General features: G+C 71.3%; 11 protein-coding genes and 1 pseudogene. 7 read left to right on the top strand and 5 right to left on the bottom strand.

The genetic code is table 11. The features are described from left to right. Nucleotides 1–221, bottom strand: a pseudogene (locus ACWDZ4_RS28030) (hypothetical protein); the annotation flags it as partial. On the opposite strand from ACWDZ4_RS28030, the gene recD2 reads away from it, so the two are divergent. Both recD2 and ACWDZ4_RS28020 read left to right on the top strand, forming a co-directional pair. Beyond that, nucleotides 220–2,469 carry an SF1B family DNA helicase RecD2 gene (gene recD2, locus ACWDZ4_RS28025; RefSeq protein ID WP_451511164.1) on the top strand — a complete coding sequence of 750 codons (2,250 nt, stop codon included), beginning with the start codon at nucleotides 220–222 and terminating at the stop codon, nucleotides 2,467–2,469. The pseudogene ACWDZ4_RS28030 and the gene recD2 overlap by 2 nt on opposite strands. Before the next feature lie 208 nt (nucleotides 2,470–2,677). Continuing rightward, nucleotides 2,678–3,967: a citrate synthase gene (locus ACWDZ4_RS28020; protein WP_451511163.1), complete on the top strand. Its 1,290-nt coding sequence runs from the start codon at nucleotides 2,678–2,680 to the stop codon at nucleotides 3,965–3,967. Nucleotides 3,968–4,331: 364 nt separating this feature from the next. Here ACWDZ4_RS28020 and ACWDZ4_RS28015 read toward each other — a convergent pair whose 3' ends face one another. The 4 genes from ACWDZ4_RS28015 to ACWDZ4_RS28000 all read right to left on the bottom strand — a co-directional run bounded on the left by ACWDZ4_RS28015 (nucleotide 4,332) and on the right by ACWDZ4_RS28000 (nucleotide 8,820). Continuing rightward, nucleotides 4,332–6,644 carry a heavy metal translocating P-type ATPase gene (locus ACWDZ4_RS28015; protein WP_451511162.1) on the bottom strand — a complete coding sequence of 771 codons (2,313 nt, stop codon included), beginning with the start codon at nucleotides 6,642–6,644 and terminating at the stop codon, nucleotides 4,332–4,334. Nucleotides 6,645–6,729: 85 nt separating this feature from the next. Further along, a complete protein-coding gene (locus tag ACWDZ4_RS28010) occupies nucleotides 6,730–7,044 on the bottom strand; it encodes a heavy-metal-associated domain-containing protein (protein ID WP_451511161.1) in 315 nt (104 codons plus the stop codon). A gap of 427 nt (nucleotides 7,045–7,471) precedes the next feature. Then, on the bottom strand, nucleotides 7,472–7,669 hold the full coding sequence (locus ACWDZ4_RS28005; RefSeq protein WP_451511160.1) for a MerR family DNA-binding transcriptional regulator: 198 nt from the start codon (nucleotides 7,667–7,669) through the stop codon (nucleotides 7,472–7,474). Nucleotides 7,670–7,908: 239 nt separating this feature from the next. Next, on the bottom strand, nucleotides 7,909–8,820 hold the full coding sequence (locus ACWDZ4_RS28000; protein WP_451511159.1) for a sugar phosphate isomerase/epimerase family protein: 912 nt from the start codon (nucleotides 8,818–8,820) through the stop codon (nucleotides 7,909–7,911). Nucleotides 8,821–8,946: 126 nt separating this feature from the next. Between ACWDZ4_RS28000 and iolC the strand changes: the two genes are divergently transcribed. The 5 genes from iolC to ACWDZ4_RS27975 are packed head-to-tail and all read left to right on the top strand — an operon-like array spanning nucleotide 8,947 to nucleotide 15,195. Continuing rightward, nucleotides 8,947–9,999 (top strand): 5-dehydro-2-deoxygluconokinase, encoded by a 1,053-nt coding sequence (iolC, locus tag ACWDZ4_RS27995; protein WP_451511158.1) that lies wholly within the window; start codon nucleotides 8,947–8,949, stop codon nucleotides 9,997–9,999. An 8-nt stretch (nucleotides 10,000–10,007) separates the two neighbouring features. Then, on the top strand, nucleotides 10,008–10,880 hold the full coding sequence (locus tag ACWDZ4_RS27990; RefSeq protein WP_451511170.1) for a Cgl0159 family (beta/alpha)8-fold protein: 873 nt from the start codon (nucleotides 10,008–10,010) through the stop codon (nucleotides 10,878–10,880). Between the two features lie 27 nt (nucleotides 10,881–10,907). After that, complete coding sequence (iolB, locus tag ACWDZ4_RS27985; RefSeq protein WP_451511157.1) at nucleotides 10,908–11,789, top strand: 5-deoxy-glucuronate isomerase; 882 nt, start codon at nucleotides 10,908–10,910, stop codon at nucleotides 11,787–11,789. Next, nucleotides 11,786–13,663 (top strand): 3D-(3,5/4)-trihydroxycyclohexane-1,2-dione acylhydrolase (decyclizing), encoded by a 1,878-nt coding sequence (gene iolD / locus ACWDZ4_RS27980; protein ID WP_451511156.1) that lies wholly within the window; start codon nucleotides 11,786–11,788, stop codon nucleotides 13,661–13,663. Before iolB ends, iolD begins: the two co-directional genes overlap by 4 nt. A gap of 32 nt (nucleotides 13,664–13,695) precedes the next feature. Then, a complete protein-coding gene (locus ACWDZ4_RS27975) occupies nucleotides 13,696–15,195 on the top strand; it encodes a CoA-acylating methylmalonate-semialdehyde dehydrogenase (protein WP_451511155.1) in 1,500 nt (499 codons plus the stop codon). Nucleotides 15,196–15,242 lie beyond the last annotated feature (47 nt).

The raw sequence follows: 15,242 nt of genomic DNA, 5'->3' as shown, positions 1-15,242 counted from the left end.
ACCGTCTGTACGAACAACGAGCCGGCGAGCAGCACCACGAGCACGGCGCGCAGCGCGAGCACGGTCAGCCTTCCCATCATCTCTCCCTCTATCGAGCAACGATGGGAATCTATCGAAATTCGATAGGTGTGGCAACGGGGTGGGCCAGGTCCCTTCATCGCCGCCGAGGTTTTCCACAGTCCCTGCGGCACTGTCGGTGCGGAGCGGTAGCGTCGGATCATGTCCAGTCCAGCAGCGTTCGTCCCGGCGGTCGTCGAAGGGGTCCTCGAACGGATCACGTACGCCAACGAGGAGAGCGGTTACACAGTCGCCCGCGTCGACACCGGGCGCGGGTCCGACGATCTCCTCACGGTGGTCGGCTCGCTGCTCGGCGCGCAGCCGGGGGAGTTGCTGCGCATGGAGGGCCGCTGGGGCTCGCACCCCCAGTACGGCAAGCAGTTCACCGTCGAGAACTACACGACCGTGCTGCCCGCCACCATCCAGGGCATCCGCCGCTATCTCGGCTCCGGGCTGATCAAGGGCATCGGTCCCGTGATGGCCGACCGGATCACCACGCACTTCGGCGTCGACACCCTGGACGTGATCGAGACCGAGCCGAAGCGGCTGATCGAGGTGCCCGGCCTCGGCCCGAAGCGGACCAGGATGATCGCGGCCGCCTGGGAGGAACAGAAGGCCATCAAGGAGGTCATGATCTTCCTCCAGGGCGTGGGGGTCTCGACCTCCATCGCGGTGCGCATCTACAAGAAGTACGGCGACGCCTCGATCTCCGTGGTGAAGAACGAGCCCTACCGGCTGGCCGCCGACGTCTGGGGCATCGGCTTCCTCACCGCCGACAGGATCGCCCAGTCCGTCGGCATCCCGCACGACAGTCCCGAGCGCGTGAAGGCCGGCCTCCAGTACGCGCTGTCGCAGTCCACGGACCAGGGCCACTGCTACCTCCCGGAGGAGCGGCTGATCAGCGACGCCGTGAAGCTGCTCCAGGTGGACACGGGCCTGGTCATCGACTGCCTGGCCGAACTGGCGGCGGACGAGGGCGTGGTACGGGAGAAGGTGCCGCCTCCGGAGGGCGGCGAGGGCGACCCCGTCACCGCCGTCTACCTCGTCCCCTTCCACCGGGCCGAGGTGTCCCTGGGCGCGCAGATTCAGCGCCTCCTGCGCACCCCCGAGGACCGGATGCCGGCGTTCCGGGACGTGGCCTGGGACAAGGCGCTGGCGTGGCTGGCGGGCCGTACCGGCGCCGAGCTGGCGCCCGAGCAGCAGGCGGCGGTCAGGCTCGCGCTGACCGAGAAGGTGGCCGTGCTCACCGGCGGCCCCGGCTGCGGCAAGTCCTTCACGGTCCGCTCCATCGTGGAGCTGGCCCGCGCCAAGAAGGCGAAAGTGGTGCTGGCCGCCCCCACCGGCCGGGCGGCCAAGCGGCTGGCCGAGCTCACCGGGGCCGACGCGTCCACCGTGCACCGCCTGCTGGAGCTCAAGCCGGGCGGCGACGCGGCGTACGACAAGGACCGCCCCCTCGACGCCGACCTGGTCGTCGTCGACGAGGCGTCCATGCTCGACCTGCTCCTCGCCAACAAACTGGTGAAGGCCGTGGCGCCGGGCGCGCACCTGCTCCTGGTGGGCGACGTGGACCAGCTGCCCTCCGTGGGCGCGGGGGAGGTGCTGCGGGACCTCCTGGCCGACGGCGGACCGGTCCCCTCCGTCCGCCTCACCCGGATCTTCCGCCAGGCCCAGCAGTCGGGCGTGGTGACGAACGCGCACCGCATCAACTCCGGTGTCCAGCCCATCACTCAGGGCCTTCCGGACTTCTTCCTCTTCGTCGAGGACGAGACCGAGGACGCCGGACGGGTCACGGTGGACGTCGCCGCCCGCCGCATCCCCGCCAAGTTCGGTCTCGACCCGAGGCGCGACATCCAGGTGCTGGCCCCGATGCACCGCGGCCCGGCCGGCGCGGGAGCGCTCAACGGCCTGCTCCAGCAGGCGATCACGCCCGCCAGGCCCGACCTCCCGGAGAAGAGGTTCGGCGGCAGGGTCTTCCGCGTCGGAGACAAGGTGACCCAGATTCGCAACAATTACGAGAAGGGACAGAACGGGGTCTTCAACGGCACCGTGGGTGTGGTCACCTCGCTCAACCTCGACGACCAGCGCCTGACGGTGCTGACGGACGAGGACGAGGAGATTCCGTACGACTTCGACGAGCTGGACGAGCTGGCGCACGCGTACGCCGTGACGATCCACCGCTCGCAGGGCAGCGAATATCCGGCGGTGGTGATTCCGGTCACCACCGGGGCCTGGATGATGCTCCAGCGCAATCTGCTCTACACCGCGGTCACCCGGGCCAAGAAACTGGTCGTGCTGGTCGGCTCCCGCAAGGCGATCGGCCAGGCCGTCCGTACGGTTTCCGCAGGCCGGCGGTGTACGGCGCTGGATCACCGGCTGGCCGGCCGGGTGGAGAGGAACCGCGCGGTGGAGTAAAACGCCCCATAGGGGGACTGTTCCTGGCAAACGTCTCCCCGGACTTCCGGAACTGGGGCGAAGGGGGCAGGATGAGCAGGTTGGCGGCACTGAGTGCCGCGAATGGGCCTAATGGCCGACCCCGAGTGCACTCTGCTGAGCCAAATGGGGGATGGTAGAGACAGTCAGGGCACCTCTAAGAAGGGGCACTACGTCGGTGAGGGATGACGTGAGCGACAACTCTGTAGTACTGCGGTACGGCGATGGCGAGTACACCTACCCGGTGATCGACAGCACCGTCGGCGACAAGGGCTTCGACATCGGGAAGCTCCGGACTCAGACCGGTCTGGTGACTCTCGACAGCGGATACGGCAACACGGCCGCCTATAAATCCGCGATCACCTACCTCGACGGTGAGCAGGGCATTCTGCGCTACCGCGGATACCCCATCGAGCAGCTGGCCGACGGTTCCACCTTCGTGGAGGTGGCGTACCTGCTGATCAACGGTGAGCTCCCCAAGGACGACCAGCTTTCGGCCTTCAAGAACGAGATCACCCAGCACACGCTGCTGCACGAGGACGTGAAGCGGTTCTTCGACGGCTTCCCGCGTGACGCGCACCCGATGGCCATGCTGTCGTCGGTGGTCAGCGCGCTGTCCACCTTCTACCAGGACAGCCACAACCCGTTCGACGAGAAGCAGCGTCACCTTTCGACGATCCGCCTCCTCGCCAAGCTTCCGACGATCGCGGCGTACGCGTACAAGAAGTCGATCGGCCACCCCTTCGTCTACCCGAGCAACGACCTCGGTTACGTCGAGAACTTCCTGCGCATGACCTTCTCGGTCCCGGCGCAGGAGTACGTGCCGGACCCGGTCGTGGTCGCGGCGCTGGAGAAGCTGCTGATCCTGCACGCGGACCACGAGCAGAACTGTTCGACGTCCACCGTGCGCCTGGTCGGTTCCTCGCAGGCGAACATGTTCGCCTCGATCTCCGCCGGCATCAGCGCCCTGTGGGGCCCGCTGCACGGTGGCGCCAACCAGTCGGTGCTGGAGATGCTGGAGGGCATCCAGGCCGACGGCGGCGACGTCGACAGCTTCATCCGCAAGGTGAAGAACAAGGAAGACGGCGTGAAGCTCATGGGCTTCGGGCACCGCGTCTACAAGAACTTCGACCCCCGGGCGAAGATCATCAAGGCTGCGGCGCACGACGTCCTCTCCGCCCTGGGCAAGGACGACGAGCTGCTCGACATCGCGCTCAAGCTCGAAGAGCACGCGCTGGCCGACGAGTACTTCGTGGAGCGCAAGCTCTACCCGAACGTCGACTTCTACACCGGCCTGATCTACCGGGCCATGGGCTTCCCGACCGAGATGTTCACGGTGCTCTTCGCGCTGGGCCGCCTCCCGGGCTGGATCGCCCAGTGGCACGAGATGATCAAGGAGCCGGGTTCCCGCATCGGCCGCCCGCGCCAGATCTACACCGGCGAGGTCCTGCGCGACTTCGTCCCGGTCGAGGGCCGCTGACACGACCGGTCCCCGCCGGTTCCACCGCGTCACCCGCACCATCCGAGTCATCCGCACCACCCGCTGAAAAGCGGAAAGCGCCCCGCTGCCGATCCCCCCACGGGTCGGCAGGCCGGGGCGCTTCCCTTTTCCCGGAGCGGATTCCCCCCACGGGATCCGGCCGGGCGTCTGATGGGCGCACAACTCCCTGCGCGGTCTGCCGGGACGCGTACGTACGGGAGGGCCGCTCAAAGCTCCCCGGTGCACGTGCCCCGGCCAACGCTTGCCCGGAACGTCCCCCAAGACATTCCGCGAACGTCCCCCAAGACGTTCTTGGCATCGCCTACTTAGACTCGCGGGTGGCCAGAATGGTTACCCTCAAACCTCAGTGACGTGCGTCACTTTGTGTGTGTCCTGTGAAGGTACGCAGCCGGAGGCTGTTTGTCACTACGAACACCGAGGAAAACGCCATCGCGAACCCGGCGATCATGGGGTTGAGCAGCCCGGCGGCCGCCAGCGGCAGGGCGGCGACGTTGTAGCCGAAGGCCCAGAAGAGATTGCCCTTGATGGTTCCCAGCGTTCTGCGGGACAGCAGGATCGCGTCCGCCGCCACTCTCAGATCCCCCCGGACGAGCGTCAGGTCGCCCGCCTCGATCGCGGCGTCCGTCCCCGTGCCCATCGCGAGCCCCAGATCCGCCGTGGCCAGCGCCGCCGCGTCGTTCACGCCGTCGCCGACCATCGCCACGCTGCGCCCCTCGGCCTGGAGCCGCTTCACGACGTCGACCTTGTCCTGGGGCAGGACCTCGGCGTACACGTCCTCCGGGCCGATCCCGACCGCACGCGCCACCGACTCGGCGACGGCCCGGTTGTCACCGGTCAGCAGGACCGGGGTGAGGCCGAGCTCGCGCAGCCACGTGACCGCCTCCGCGCTGGTCTCCTTCACGGCGTCCGCGACGGTCAGGACGCCGCGCGCCGACCCGTCCCAGGCCACGGCCACCGCCGTACGCCCCTCGGCCTCCGCCGCGGCCTTGGCCCCGGCCAGCTCGCGCCCCAGCTCCACGCCCGCTTCGGCGAGCAGCGCCTCGCGCCCCACGAGCACCTCGTGCCCGTCGACCAGACCGCGCACCCCGAGCCCCGCGACGTTCTCGAACTTCTCCACTTCCGGCAGCGCCCCGGTCCGGCCGGCGGCGCCGGACGCCACGGCCCGCGCGACCGGGTGCTCCGAGGCGTGCTCCAGTGCGCCGGCCAGGCGCAGCAGCAGGGCCTCGTCGGTGCCGGGCGCCGCGAAGACGTCCCTGAGCTCCATCCGCCCCGTCGTGACCGTCCCCGTCTTGTCGAGTACGACGGTGTCCACGCGCCGGGTCGACTCCAGCACCTCCGGCCCCTTGATCAGGATGCCGAGCTGGGCGCCGCGCCCCGTGCCGACCATGAGCGCGGTCGGCGTGGCCAGCCCCAGCGCGCACGGGCACGCGATGATCAGCACCGCCACGGCCGCCGTGAACGAGGCGGTCGGGTCGTCCGTGAGCAGCAGCCAGGTGACGAGCGTGCCCAGGGCGATGAGCAGGACGACCGGCACGAAGACCGCGGAGACGCGGTCGGCCAGGCGCTGCACCTCGGCCTTGCCGTTCTGGGCGTCCTCGACGAGGCGTGCCATGCGCGCGAGCCGGGTGTCGGCGCCGATCCTGGTCGCCTCGACGACGATCCGGCCCGAGGTGTTCACGGTGGCGCCGGTGACGGCGTCCCCGGTGGTCACGTCCACCGGCACGGACTCGCCGGTCAGCATGGAGGCGTCGACGGCGGAGGTGCCTTCGACGACCGTGCCGTCGGTGGCGATCTTCTCGCCGGGGCGTACGACGAAGCGGTCCCCGACGGCGAGGACGTCGACCGGGACGCGTACCTCCGTACCGCCCCGGAGCACCGTCACGTCCTTCGAACCGAGCTCCATCAGCGCGCGCAGCGCCGAGCCCGCCTTCCGCTTGGCCTTCGCCTCCAGGTAGCGGCCGAGGAGGATGAAGGTGACGACTCCGGCGGCGACCTCCAGGTAGACCGTCGAAGCCCCGTCGGTGCGCTGGGACGCGGTCAGCTCGAAGCCGTGGCGCATGCCCGGCATGCCCGCGTGTCCGAAGAACAGGGCCCACAGCGACCAGCCGAACGCGGCGAGCGTGCCGACCGAGACGAGGGTGTCCATGGTGGCGGCGCCGTGCCGGAGGTTGGTCCAGGCGGCCCGGTGGAAGGGCAGCCCGCCCCAGACGACGACCGGGGCGGCGAGGGTCAGCGAGAGCCACTGCCAGTTGTCGAACTGGAGCCGGGGGATCATCGCGAGCGCGACCACGGGGACGGAGAGGACCAGCGAGACGAGGAAGCGCTGCCGCGGCGGGGCGAGTGCGGGATCGTCCCGCTCGCGCCCGGCCGCCTGCTCCGGCGCGGCGGGGGCCGGGGCGGCGGGCGGCGGGGGCTCCTCGGCGGTGTAGCCGGTCTTCTCGACGGTGGCGATGAGGTCCGCGACGCCCACCCCGTCGGCGCAACGGATCCTCGCCTTCGCCGTCGCGTAGTTGACGGTGGCCTGGACGCCGTCCATGCGGTTGAGCTTCTTCTCGATGCGGGCGGCGCAGGAGGCGCAGGTCATCCCCCCGATGGAGAGCTCGACCCGGGACGTGTCCGCGGTGGCCGTCGGTGCCTCTTGCGCTGTGCTGGTCATGTTCTTGCTCCAGGAAAACGGACGGGGCCGTACGGGGGCCAGTATGAACTGGTCCGGTACGGCCCGGTCGGGAAGGCGGTCCGGGTCAGGCCCGGCCGACGAGCTCGTAACCGGCCTCGTCGACGGCGGCGCGTACGGCTTCCAGGTCCAGCGGGGCGTCGGAGACGACGCTCACCCGGCCGGTGGAGGCTACTGCCTTCACCGAGGTGACCCCGGGGATCTCCGAGATCTCGCCGGCGACCGCGCCCTCGCAGTGCCCGCAGGTCATGCCGCTCACCTGGTACTCGGTGGTGACGGCGCCCACCTGGACCTCGGCCGGGGTCTCGTGGCAGGAGCCGGACGGCGAGCAGCAGGAGCCGGTCGCGGTGGTCTCGGTCTTCGTCTCGGTCTCGGCGGTCATGTCGTTCTCCCTCTCTCATGCCTACGCAGGCGTGGTGCCCCAGAAAGCCGTGGGGATGCTGTGACTTCCTGACGCTGTTCAGACTATACCCCTAGGGGGTACTGAAATGTCACTGCCCCCGCGGGGATTTCACCGCGCGCGGGCGCGGCGCCCGGCGGGAGGCGAGGGCAGGCCGGGACAAACGCCCCTGCGGCACACGCGAGGGCGTGCGCCTGTCGTGCCCCTGTCGTCGGCCGCGAAGAGGGCGGCCCACCCCTCTCGCCGGTGAGGGCGCCGGTGAGAAGGGTGGGCCTGGGGGTCCCCGGGGGTCGGTCGGGCCTGGGGGAGAGAAGTCCGGAAGGACGCCGTGGCCGGCCACTGGGCCGGGGGATTCCCGGCGGGCGCCCTCCCGGGGTGCCTCAACGGGCGGGAGCGTCCCGCGCCGCCCTCATTCCCTGCGGCCCTTGTTGCCCGGCCGGCGTGACACCCAGACGCGGATGGTGTCCGCGTACCAGTAGGGCCTGCCGTTCTCCGTATGGTCGGGCGGGGGGAGCAGTCCGTGCTTGCGGTACGAGCGCACGGTGTCCGGCTGGACCCGGATGTGCGCGGCAATCTCCTTGTACGACCAGAGTCTGCGGTCAGTCATCTGTGGCACCTCCCTGCGCGCCTCAGCGGCGACCTGGGGGCCGTCGGGGGAGCTGGGGCGCGGAACGCCGGCGATCACTCAGCCTGTGTTCGTTGAACGACGCCGGGTGACGCGGGAGAGGGGCTGTCGAACGCCTGTGACGGAAGACCCGCGCAACCGGGACATGTGTGACAGGAGATCAATGAATGTGACGTTTGCGGCGTGTGTTCTGTCGCGGTCCGCAGACCTGAGGCCCCCGGCTAGGCGCCGCAGGAACGCAGGAAGCGGCGGGTGCGCCGGGCGATCGGCAGGGGCCTGTCCGGCGGACACGGGTACATGTCCTGCTCGACGATCGCGAACAGGTCCACGTCCAGCCGCCCGGCCGCCGCCAGTACGGGCTCCAGTGCCGGCACCCCGGCCGGTGGTTCGCACATCACGCCCCGCCCGACGGCGGGCCCGAACGGCACCCCGTCCGCGACGACTCCGGCGAGGACCTCCGGGTCCACCTGCTTGAGGTGGAGGTAGCCGATCCGCTCCCCGTACGTCTCGATGAGCTCGACGCTGTCCCCGCCGCAGTACGCGTAGTGGCCGGTGTCCAGGCAGAGCGAGACCAGGGCGGAGTCGGTCGCGTCCAGGAAGCGGGTGACGTTCTCCTCGCTGTCGATGTGGGTGTCCGCGTGCGGATGGACGACGATCTTCAGCCCGTACCGCTCGCGCACCTCGCGCCCGAGCCGCTCGGTCTGCCGGGCGAGCGTCCGCCACTGGGCGGCCGTCAGCGTGCGCTCCTCCAGCACCTCGCCGGTCCTGTCGTCCCGCCAGAAGGACGGGATGACGACCAGGTGCTCCGCGCCCATGGCCCTGGTGAGCCCGGCGACCTCCGCGACCTGGGCCCACGTGGCGTCCCAGACCTCGGGCCCGCGGTGGAGGCCGGTGAAGACCGTGCCCGCCGAGACGGACAGCCCCCGGCGGCGCGTCTCGTCGGCGAGGCGGGCCGGATCGGTCGGGAGGTAGCCGTACGGGCCGAGCTCGATCCAGGGGTAACCGGCCTCCGCGACCTCGTCGAGGAAGCGTTCCCAGGGCACCTGGAGCGGGTCGTCGGGGAACCACACTCCCCAGGAATCGGGGGCGGAACCGACCCGGATGCGGGTCGGCGCGGGTACGGGAGAGGTCATGGGCGTCAGCCTTCCGGCCGTGCGAGAAAGGTGTCAAGCCTTCGTCCGAATGTAAGGACAAAACGTTGACAGGGTGGAGCGGCGACCACTAGACCTGGGAGCAGCCGCCGGACCGGAGGGACGCGCATGGAGCCCCATTCGTACGAGCCGCACGACCCGTGCGCCCCCTACGACCCGCACGCCCCGCACGACCTGATCGCGATGGGCCGGATCGGAGTGGACCTCTACCCGCTGCGGGCCGGGGTCCCGCTGGCGCAGGTCGAGACGTTCGGCAGGTTCCTCGGCGGCTCGGCCGCGAACGTGGCGGTCGCCGCGGCCAGGCTGGGCCGGCGCACGGCCGTCGTCACCCGCACCGGGACCGATCCCTTCGGCGACTACCTCCACCGGCAGCTGCGGGAGTTCGGCGTCGACGACCGCTGGGTGACGGGGGTCGCGGACCTGCCGACCCCGGTGACGTTCTGCGAGATCTTCCCGCCGGACGACTTCCCGCTCTACTTCTACCGGCAGCCGAAGGCGCCCGACCTCGAACTGCGGGCCCAGGACCTGGACCTGGACGCGATCCGCTCGGCGCGGATCTTCTGGATGACGGGCACGGGCCTGTGCGCGGAGCCGAGCCGCTCGGCGACGCTCGCGGCGCTGGAGTCGCGGGACGCGGGGAAGGCGGGGGGCGCGGGGAGCACGACGGTCTTCGACCTGGACTGGCGGCCGATGTTCTGGGCCGGCGGCGACCCCGCCGAGGCCCGCCCGTACTACGCCGAGGCCCTCCGCCACGCCACCGTCGCCGTCGGCAACCTCGACGAGTGCGAAGTCGCCACCGGGGAGCGCGAACCGCACGCCGCCGCCCGCGCCCTGCTCGCCGCCGGCACCGGCGTCGAACTCGCCGTCGTCAAACAGGGACCGAAGGGTGTGTTCGCCGCGCACCGCGACGGTACGACGGCCGCATGCCCGCCCGTACCCGTCGACGTGCTCAACGGGCTCGGTGCGGGCGACGCCTTCGGCGGGGCCCTCTGCCACGGGCTGCTGGCCGGCTGGGGCCTGGAGCACACCCTGCGGTACGCCAACGCGGCCGGCGCCATCGTCGCCACCCGCCTCGCCTGCTCCTCCGCGATGCCCCGCCCGGCAGAGGTGGAACAGGTCCTCGCGGGCGGCCCCGTCCCCGCGCAGGAGCCCACGACGTGACCGCCGGCCTGCGCGTCTGCGACCTCGTACGGGTACGGGCCCACCACCCCGAAGCGATCGCCGAGGCCGCCGCCCGCCGCCCCCGCAGGCCCCTGGTCGGCGCGAGCGGACGGCTCATGATCATCGCCGCCGACCACCCGGCCCGCGGCGCCCTCGGCGTCGGCGACCGGGAACTCGCCATGGCCGCCCGCCCCGACCTGCTGGAGCGGCTCTGCCTGGCCCTCTCCCGCCCCGGCGTCGACGGCGTCCTGGCCGCCGCCGACATCCTCGACGACCTGCTCCTGCTCGGCGCCCTCGACGGCAAGGTCGTCGTCGGCTCCATGAACCGCGGCGGCCTGGCCGGCGCCGCCTTCGAACTCGACGACCGCTTCACGGGCCCCCGTGCCCAGGACCTGGAGCGCCGCGGTTTCGACGCGGGCAAGCTGCTCCTGCGCATCGACTACGACGACCCCGGCTCGCTCGACACCCTCCACGCCACCGCCCGCACCATCGACGCGATGGCCGAACGCCGGCTCCCGGTCTTCGTCGAGCCGTTCATTTCCCGCCGGGTGGACGGGAAGGTCCGCAACGACCTGAGCGCCGAGGCCGTCACGCACTCCATCGCCATCGCCTCGGGCCTCGCCGGGACCTCCGCGTACACCTGGCTGAAGGTCCCCGTCACGAAGAACCCCGACGACATGGCGCGGGTCATGGAGACCTCGACCCTGCCCGCCGTGCTGCTGGGCGGCGAGGTCGGCGCCGACCAGGACGGCGCGTACGAGAAGTGGCGCCAGGCGCTGCGGCTGCCGACCGTCCAGGGCCTGGTCGTCGGCCGGTCGCTGCTCTATCCGGCCGACGGGGACGTGGCGGGGGCGGTCGACACCGCTGTCGGACTGCTGTAGCGCGAGGCCGACGGGTAGGGAGAGGGCATGACGGACAACGACAGGCACGTACTTCGCGCGGGAGCCGCCGCGCGGGGTCCGTACGCCCTGGACATCGATCCGAAGCGGGCCGGCTGGCGCTATTCGGGCCTGCGCGTGCTGGAACTGCCGCCCGGCGGCTCCCACACGCTCACGGCCGGCGACAGCGAGTGGATCGTGCTGCCGCTCAGCGGCGGCTGCGCGGTGCGCGTGGAGGACCAGACCTTCGAACTGCTCGGCAGGCAGAGCGTGTTCGGGTCGGTCACCGACTTCGCGTACGTGCCCCGCGACGCCCACGCCCAGATCTCCTCCGGCGCGGGAGGCCGCTTCGCCCTGGCAGGAGCGAGGTGCGGGCGACGGCTCCCCGCCCGCTACGGCCCCGCGCCGGAGGTCCCCGTCGAACTGCGCGGCACCGGCGACTGCTCGCGCCAGGTCAACAACTTCGCGGCCGCTGGCGTCTTCGCGTGCGACCGGCTGATCGCCGTCGAAGTCCTCACCCCGGGCGGCAACTGGTCCTCGTACCCACCCCACAAACACGACGAGCACCACCCGGGCGTCGAGTCCGAACTCGAAGAGATCTACTACTTCGAGACCGACCGCGAAGGCGGCTTCGGCCACCACCGGGTCTCACCGTCCCGCCCCGGAGGTACGGACCTCCTCGCCGAAGTCCGCACCGGCGACGCCGTCCTGATCCCCGACGGCTGGCACGGCCCGTCCGTCGCGGCGCCCGGCCACACCCTCTACTACCTCAACGTGATGGCGGGACCGGGGGAGGAGCGGGAGTGGCTGATCCGCGACCACCCCGACCACGGTTGGATCCGCGACACCTGGCCCTCGCAGCCGGTCGATCCCCGGCTGCCGCTGTACGGACCCGAGGAGCCGACGCAGTGACCACCCGACGACTGACCACCGCCCAGGCCCTGGTGGCCTTCCTCACCCGGCAGCACACCGAGCGCAACGGCATCCGCCACCGCTTCATCACCGGCACCTGGGGCATCTTCGGTCACGGCAACGTCGCCGGCCTCGGCCAGGCGCTCCTCGAACCCGGCTCGGACGACATGCCGTACTACCAGGGTCGCAACGAGCAGGCCATGGTGCACGCCGCCGTCGGCTACGCCCGCCAGTGCGGCCGCCTCTCCGCGCACGCCGTCACCACCTCCATCGGCCCCGGCGCCACCAACCTCGTCACCGGCGCCGCCCTCGCGACCGTCAACCACCTCCCCGTCCTCCTCCTGCCCGGCGACACCTTCGCGACCCGCCCCGCCGACCCCGTGCTCCAGCAGCTGGAAGTCCCGTACGCCGGTGACGTGTCCGTCAACGACTGCCTGCGTCCCGTGTCCCGGTACTTCGACCGGATCACCCGCCCCGAGGCCCTGATCCCGGCGGCGCTCCAGGCGATGCGCGTCCTGGCCGACCCCGCCGAGACCGGCGCCGTGACGCTCGCGCTGCCGCAGGACGTGCAGGCGGAGGCGTACGACTGGCCGGAGGAGTTCTTCGCCGAACGCGTCTGGCAGGTACGGGCCCCGGTACCGGACGCACACCAACTCGCCGCGGCGGTGGGGGCCTTCCGCACCGCCCGCCGCCCCCTCCTCATCGCGGGCGGCGGCGTCCACCACAGCGGCGCCGAGACGGCCCTGAAGATCTTCGCCGAGGCGACCGGCACCCCCGTCGCCTCCACCCAGGCGGGCAAGGGCTCGCTCCCGTACGACCACCCGGCGGACGTCGGCGGCATCGGCCACACCGGCACCGCCACCGCCGACGGACTCGCCCGTACCGCCGACCTGGTGATCGGCGTCGGCACCCGCTACTCCGACTTCACCACCGCATCCTCGACCCTCTTCCAGGACCCGGACGTCCGCTTCGTCAACCTCAACATCACCGGCTTCGACGCCCACAAGCTGGGCGCCCAGCAGGTGGTCGGCGACGCCCGCGTCGCCCTCCAGTCCCTCAGGATCAGCCTGCGCGGCCACCGCGTCCCCGACACCTACGTCACCGAGTACACCGAGGCGAAGGCGCGCTGGGAGGAGCGCGTCACCGCCGCCTACGCCGCCCCCGACGAGGACGCCCGCCCCACCCAGGTCCAGGTCCTCGGCGTACTCGACACCCTCGTCACCCACAAAGACATCCTCATCAACGCGGCCGGCTCCCTCCCCGGCGACCTCCACAAGCTGTGGCGGACGCGCTCCTGGGACCAGTACCACGTCGAGTACGGCTACTCCTGCATGGGCTACGAGATCCCGGCCGCCATCGGCGTACAGCTCGCCGCGCCCGGCCGCCCGGTGTGGGCGCTGGTCGGCGACGGTACGTACCTGATGAACCCCACCGAGATCGTCACCGCCGTGCAGGAGCGCCTCCCCCTCAAGGTCGTCATCCTCCAGAACCACGGCTACGCCTCCATCGGCGGCCTCTCCGAGTCCGTGGGCGCCGAGCGCTTCGGTACGGCGTACCGCTTCCGGGAGCCCGACGGCTCGTACACCGGTGCGCCGCTCCCGGTCGACCTGGCAGCCAACGCGGGCTCCCTCGGCATGCGGGTCCTCCGCGCCAAGACCGTGCGTGACCTGCGGGAAGCCCTGGCCCAGGCGCGCGCCTGCGACGGCCCCACATGTGTCTACGTCGAGACACGAACGCCCGACACAGTGTCTGGCGCGCCCGCCGCCCAGGCGTGGTGGGATGTTCCCGTGGCCGAGACCGCGACCCGCCCGTCGACGGTCAAGGCCCGGGAGGAGTACGACCGTCAAGCCGCTGCGCGACGCCGCCATCTCTGACCGCCCCCGCTGCAACACAAGGAGTTTCTGGGATGAAGACCGTCAACCACTTCATCGGCGGCAAGACCGTCGAGGGCGCGTCGGGCAACTGGGGCCCGGTCACCGACCCGGCCACCGGTGAGGTGACCACACAGGTCGCGCTCGCCTCGGCCGAGGAGGTCGACACCGCCGTCGCGTCGGCGAAGGCCGCGTACGCGACCTGGGGCACCTCCTCGCTGGCCGCCCGCACCACGGTCCTCTTCCGCTACCGCGCGCTGCTCGACGCCCACCGCGACGAGATCGCCGCGCTGATCACCGCCGAGCACGGCAAGGTCCACTCGGACGCGCTGGGCGAGGTGGCGCGCGGCCTGGAGATCGTCGAGCTGGCGTGCGGCATCACGACGCAGCTCAAGGGCGAGCTGTCCACGCAGGTGTCGAACCGCGTGGACGTCTCCTCGATCCGCCAGCCGATCGGTGTCGTGGCCGGCATCACGCCGTTCAACTTCCCGGCCATGGTGCCGATGTGGATGTTCCCGCTGGCCATCGCGTGCGGCAACACGTTCGTACTGAAGCCGAGCGAGAAGGACCCGTCCGCGTCGGTCAGGCTGGCCGAGCTGGCGTCCGAGGCCGGTCTGCCCGACGGCGTACTGAACGTCCTGCACGGCGACAAGGTCGCGGTCGACGGCCTCATCAACCACCCGGACGTCGCGGCGGTCTCCTTCGTCGGCTCGACCCCGATCGCCCGCTACATCCACCGGACCGCCTCCGCCAACGGCAAGCGCGTCCAGGCGCTCGGCGGTGCGAAGAACCACATGCTGGTCCTGCCGGACGCCGACCTCGACGCGGCGGCGGACGCCGCTGTTTCCGCCGCCTACGGCTCGGCAGGCGAGCGCTGCATGGCGATCTCCGCGGTGGTCGCGGTCGGTGCGGTCGGCGACGAGCTGGTCGACAAGATCCGCGAGCGCGCCGAGAAGATCAAGATCGGCCCCGGCAACGACCCGGAGTCCGAGATGGGCCCGCTGATCACCGCCGCCCACCGGGACAAGGTCGCCTCGTACGTCACGGGCGCGGCCGCGCAGGGCGCGAAGGTGGTCCTGGACGGCACGGGCCACACGGTCGAGGGCTTCGAGAACGGCCACTGGATCGGCCTGTCCCTCCTCGACGAGGTCTCCACCGACTCCGACGCCTACCGCGACGAGATCTTCGGCCCGGTCCTGTGCGTCCTGCGCGTCGACACGTACGAGGAGGGCGTCGCCCTCATGAACGCCTCGCCCTTCGGCAACGGCACCGCGATCTTCACCCGCGACGGCGGCGCGGCACGCCGCTTCCAGCTGGAGATCGAGGCCGGCATGGTCGGCGTCAACGTGCCGATCCCGGTGCCGGTCGGCTACCACTCCTTCGGTGGCTGGAAGGACTCGCTCTTCGGCGACCACCACATCTACGGCAACGACGGCATCCGCTTCTACACCCGCGGCAAGGTCACCACGACCCGCTGGCCGGACCCGGCGGACGCGCCCGCCGGCGTCGACCTGGGCTTCCCGCGCAACCACTGATCCACCGGCGACGCTCAGGGCCCCCGCCACGGCCGGCGGGGGTCCTG

The organism is Streptomyces sp. NPDC003016 (assembly GCF_053591455.1).
This window is presented reverse-complemented; position numbering and strand designations above follow the sequence as displayed.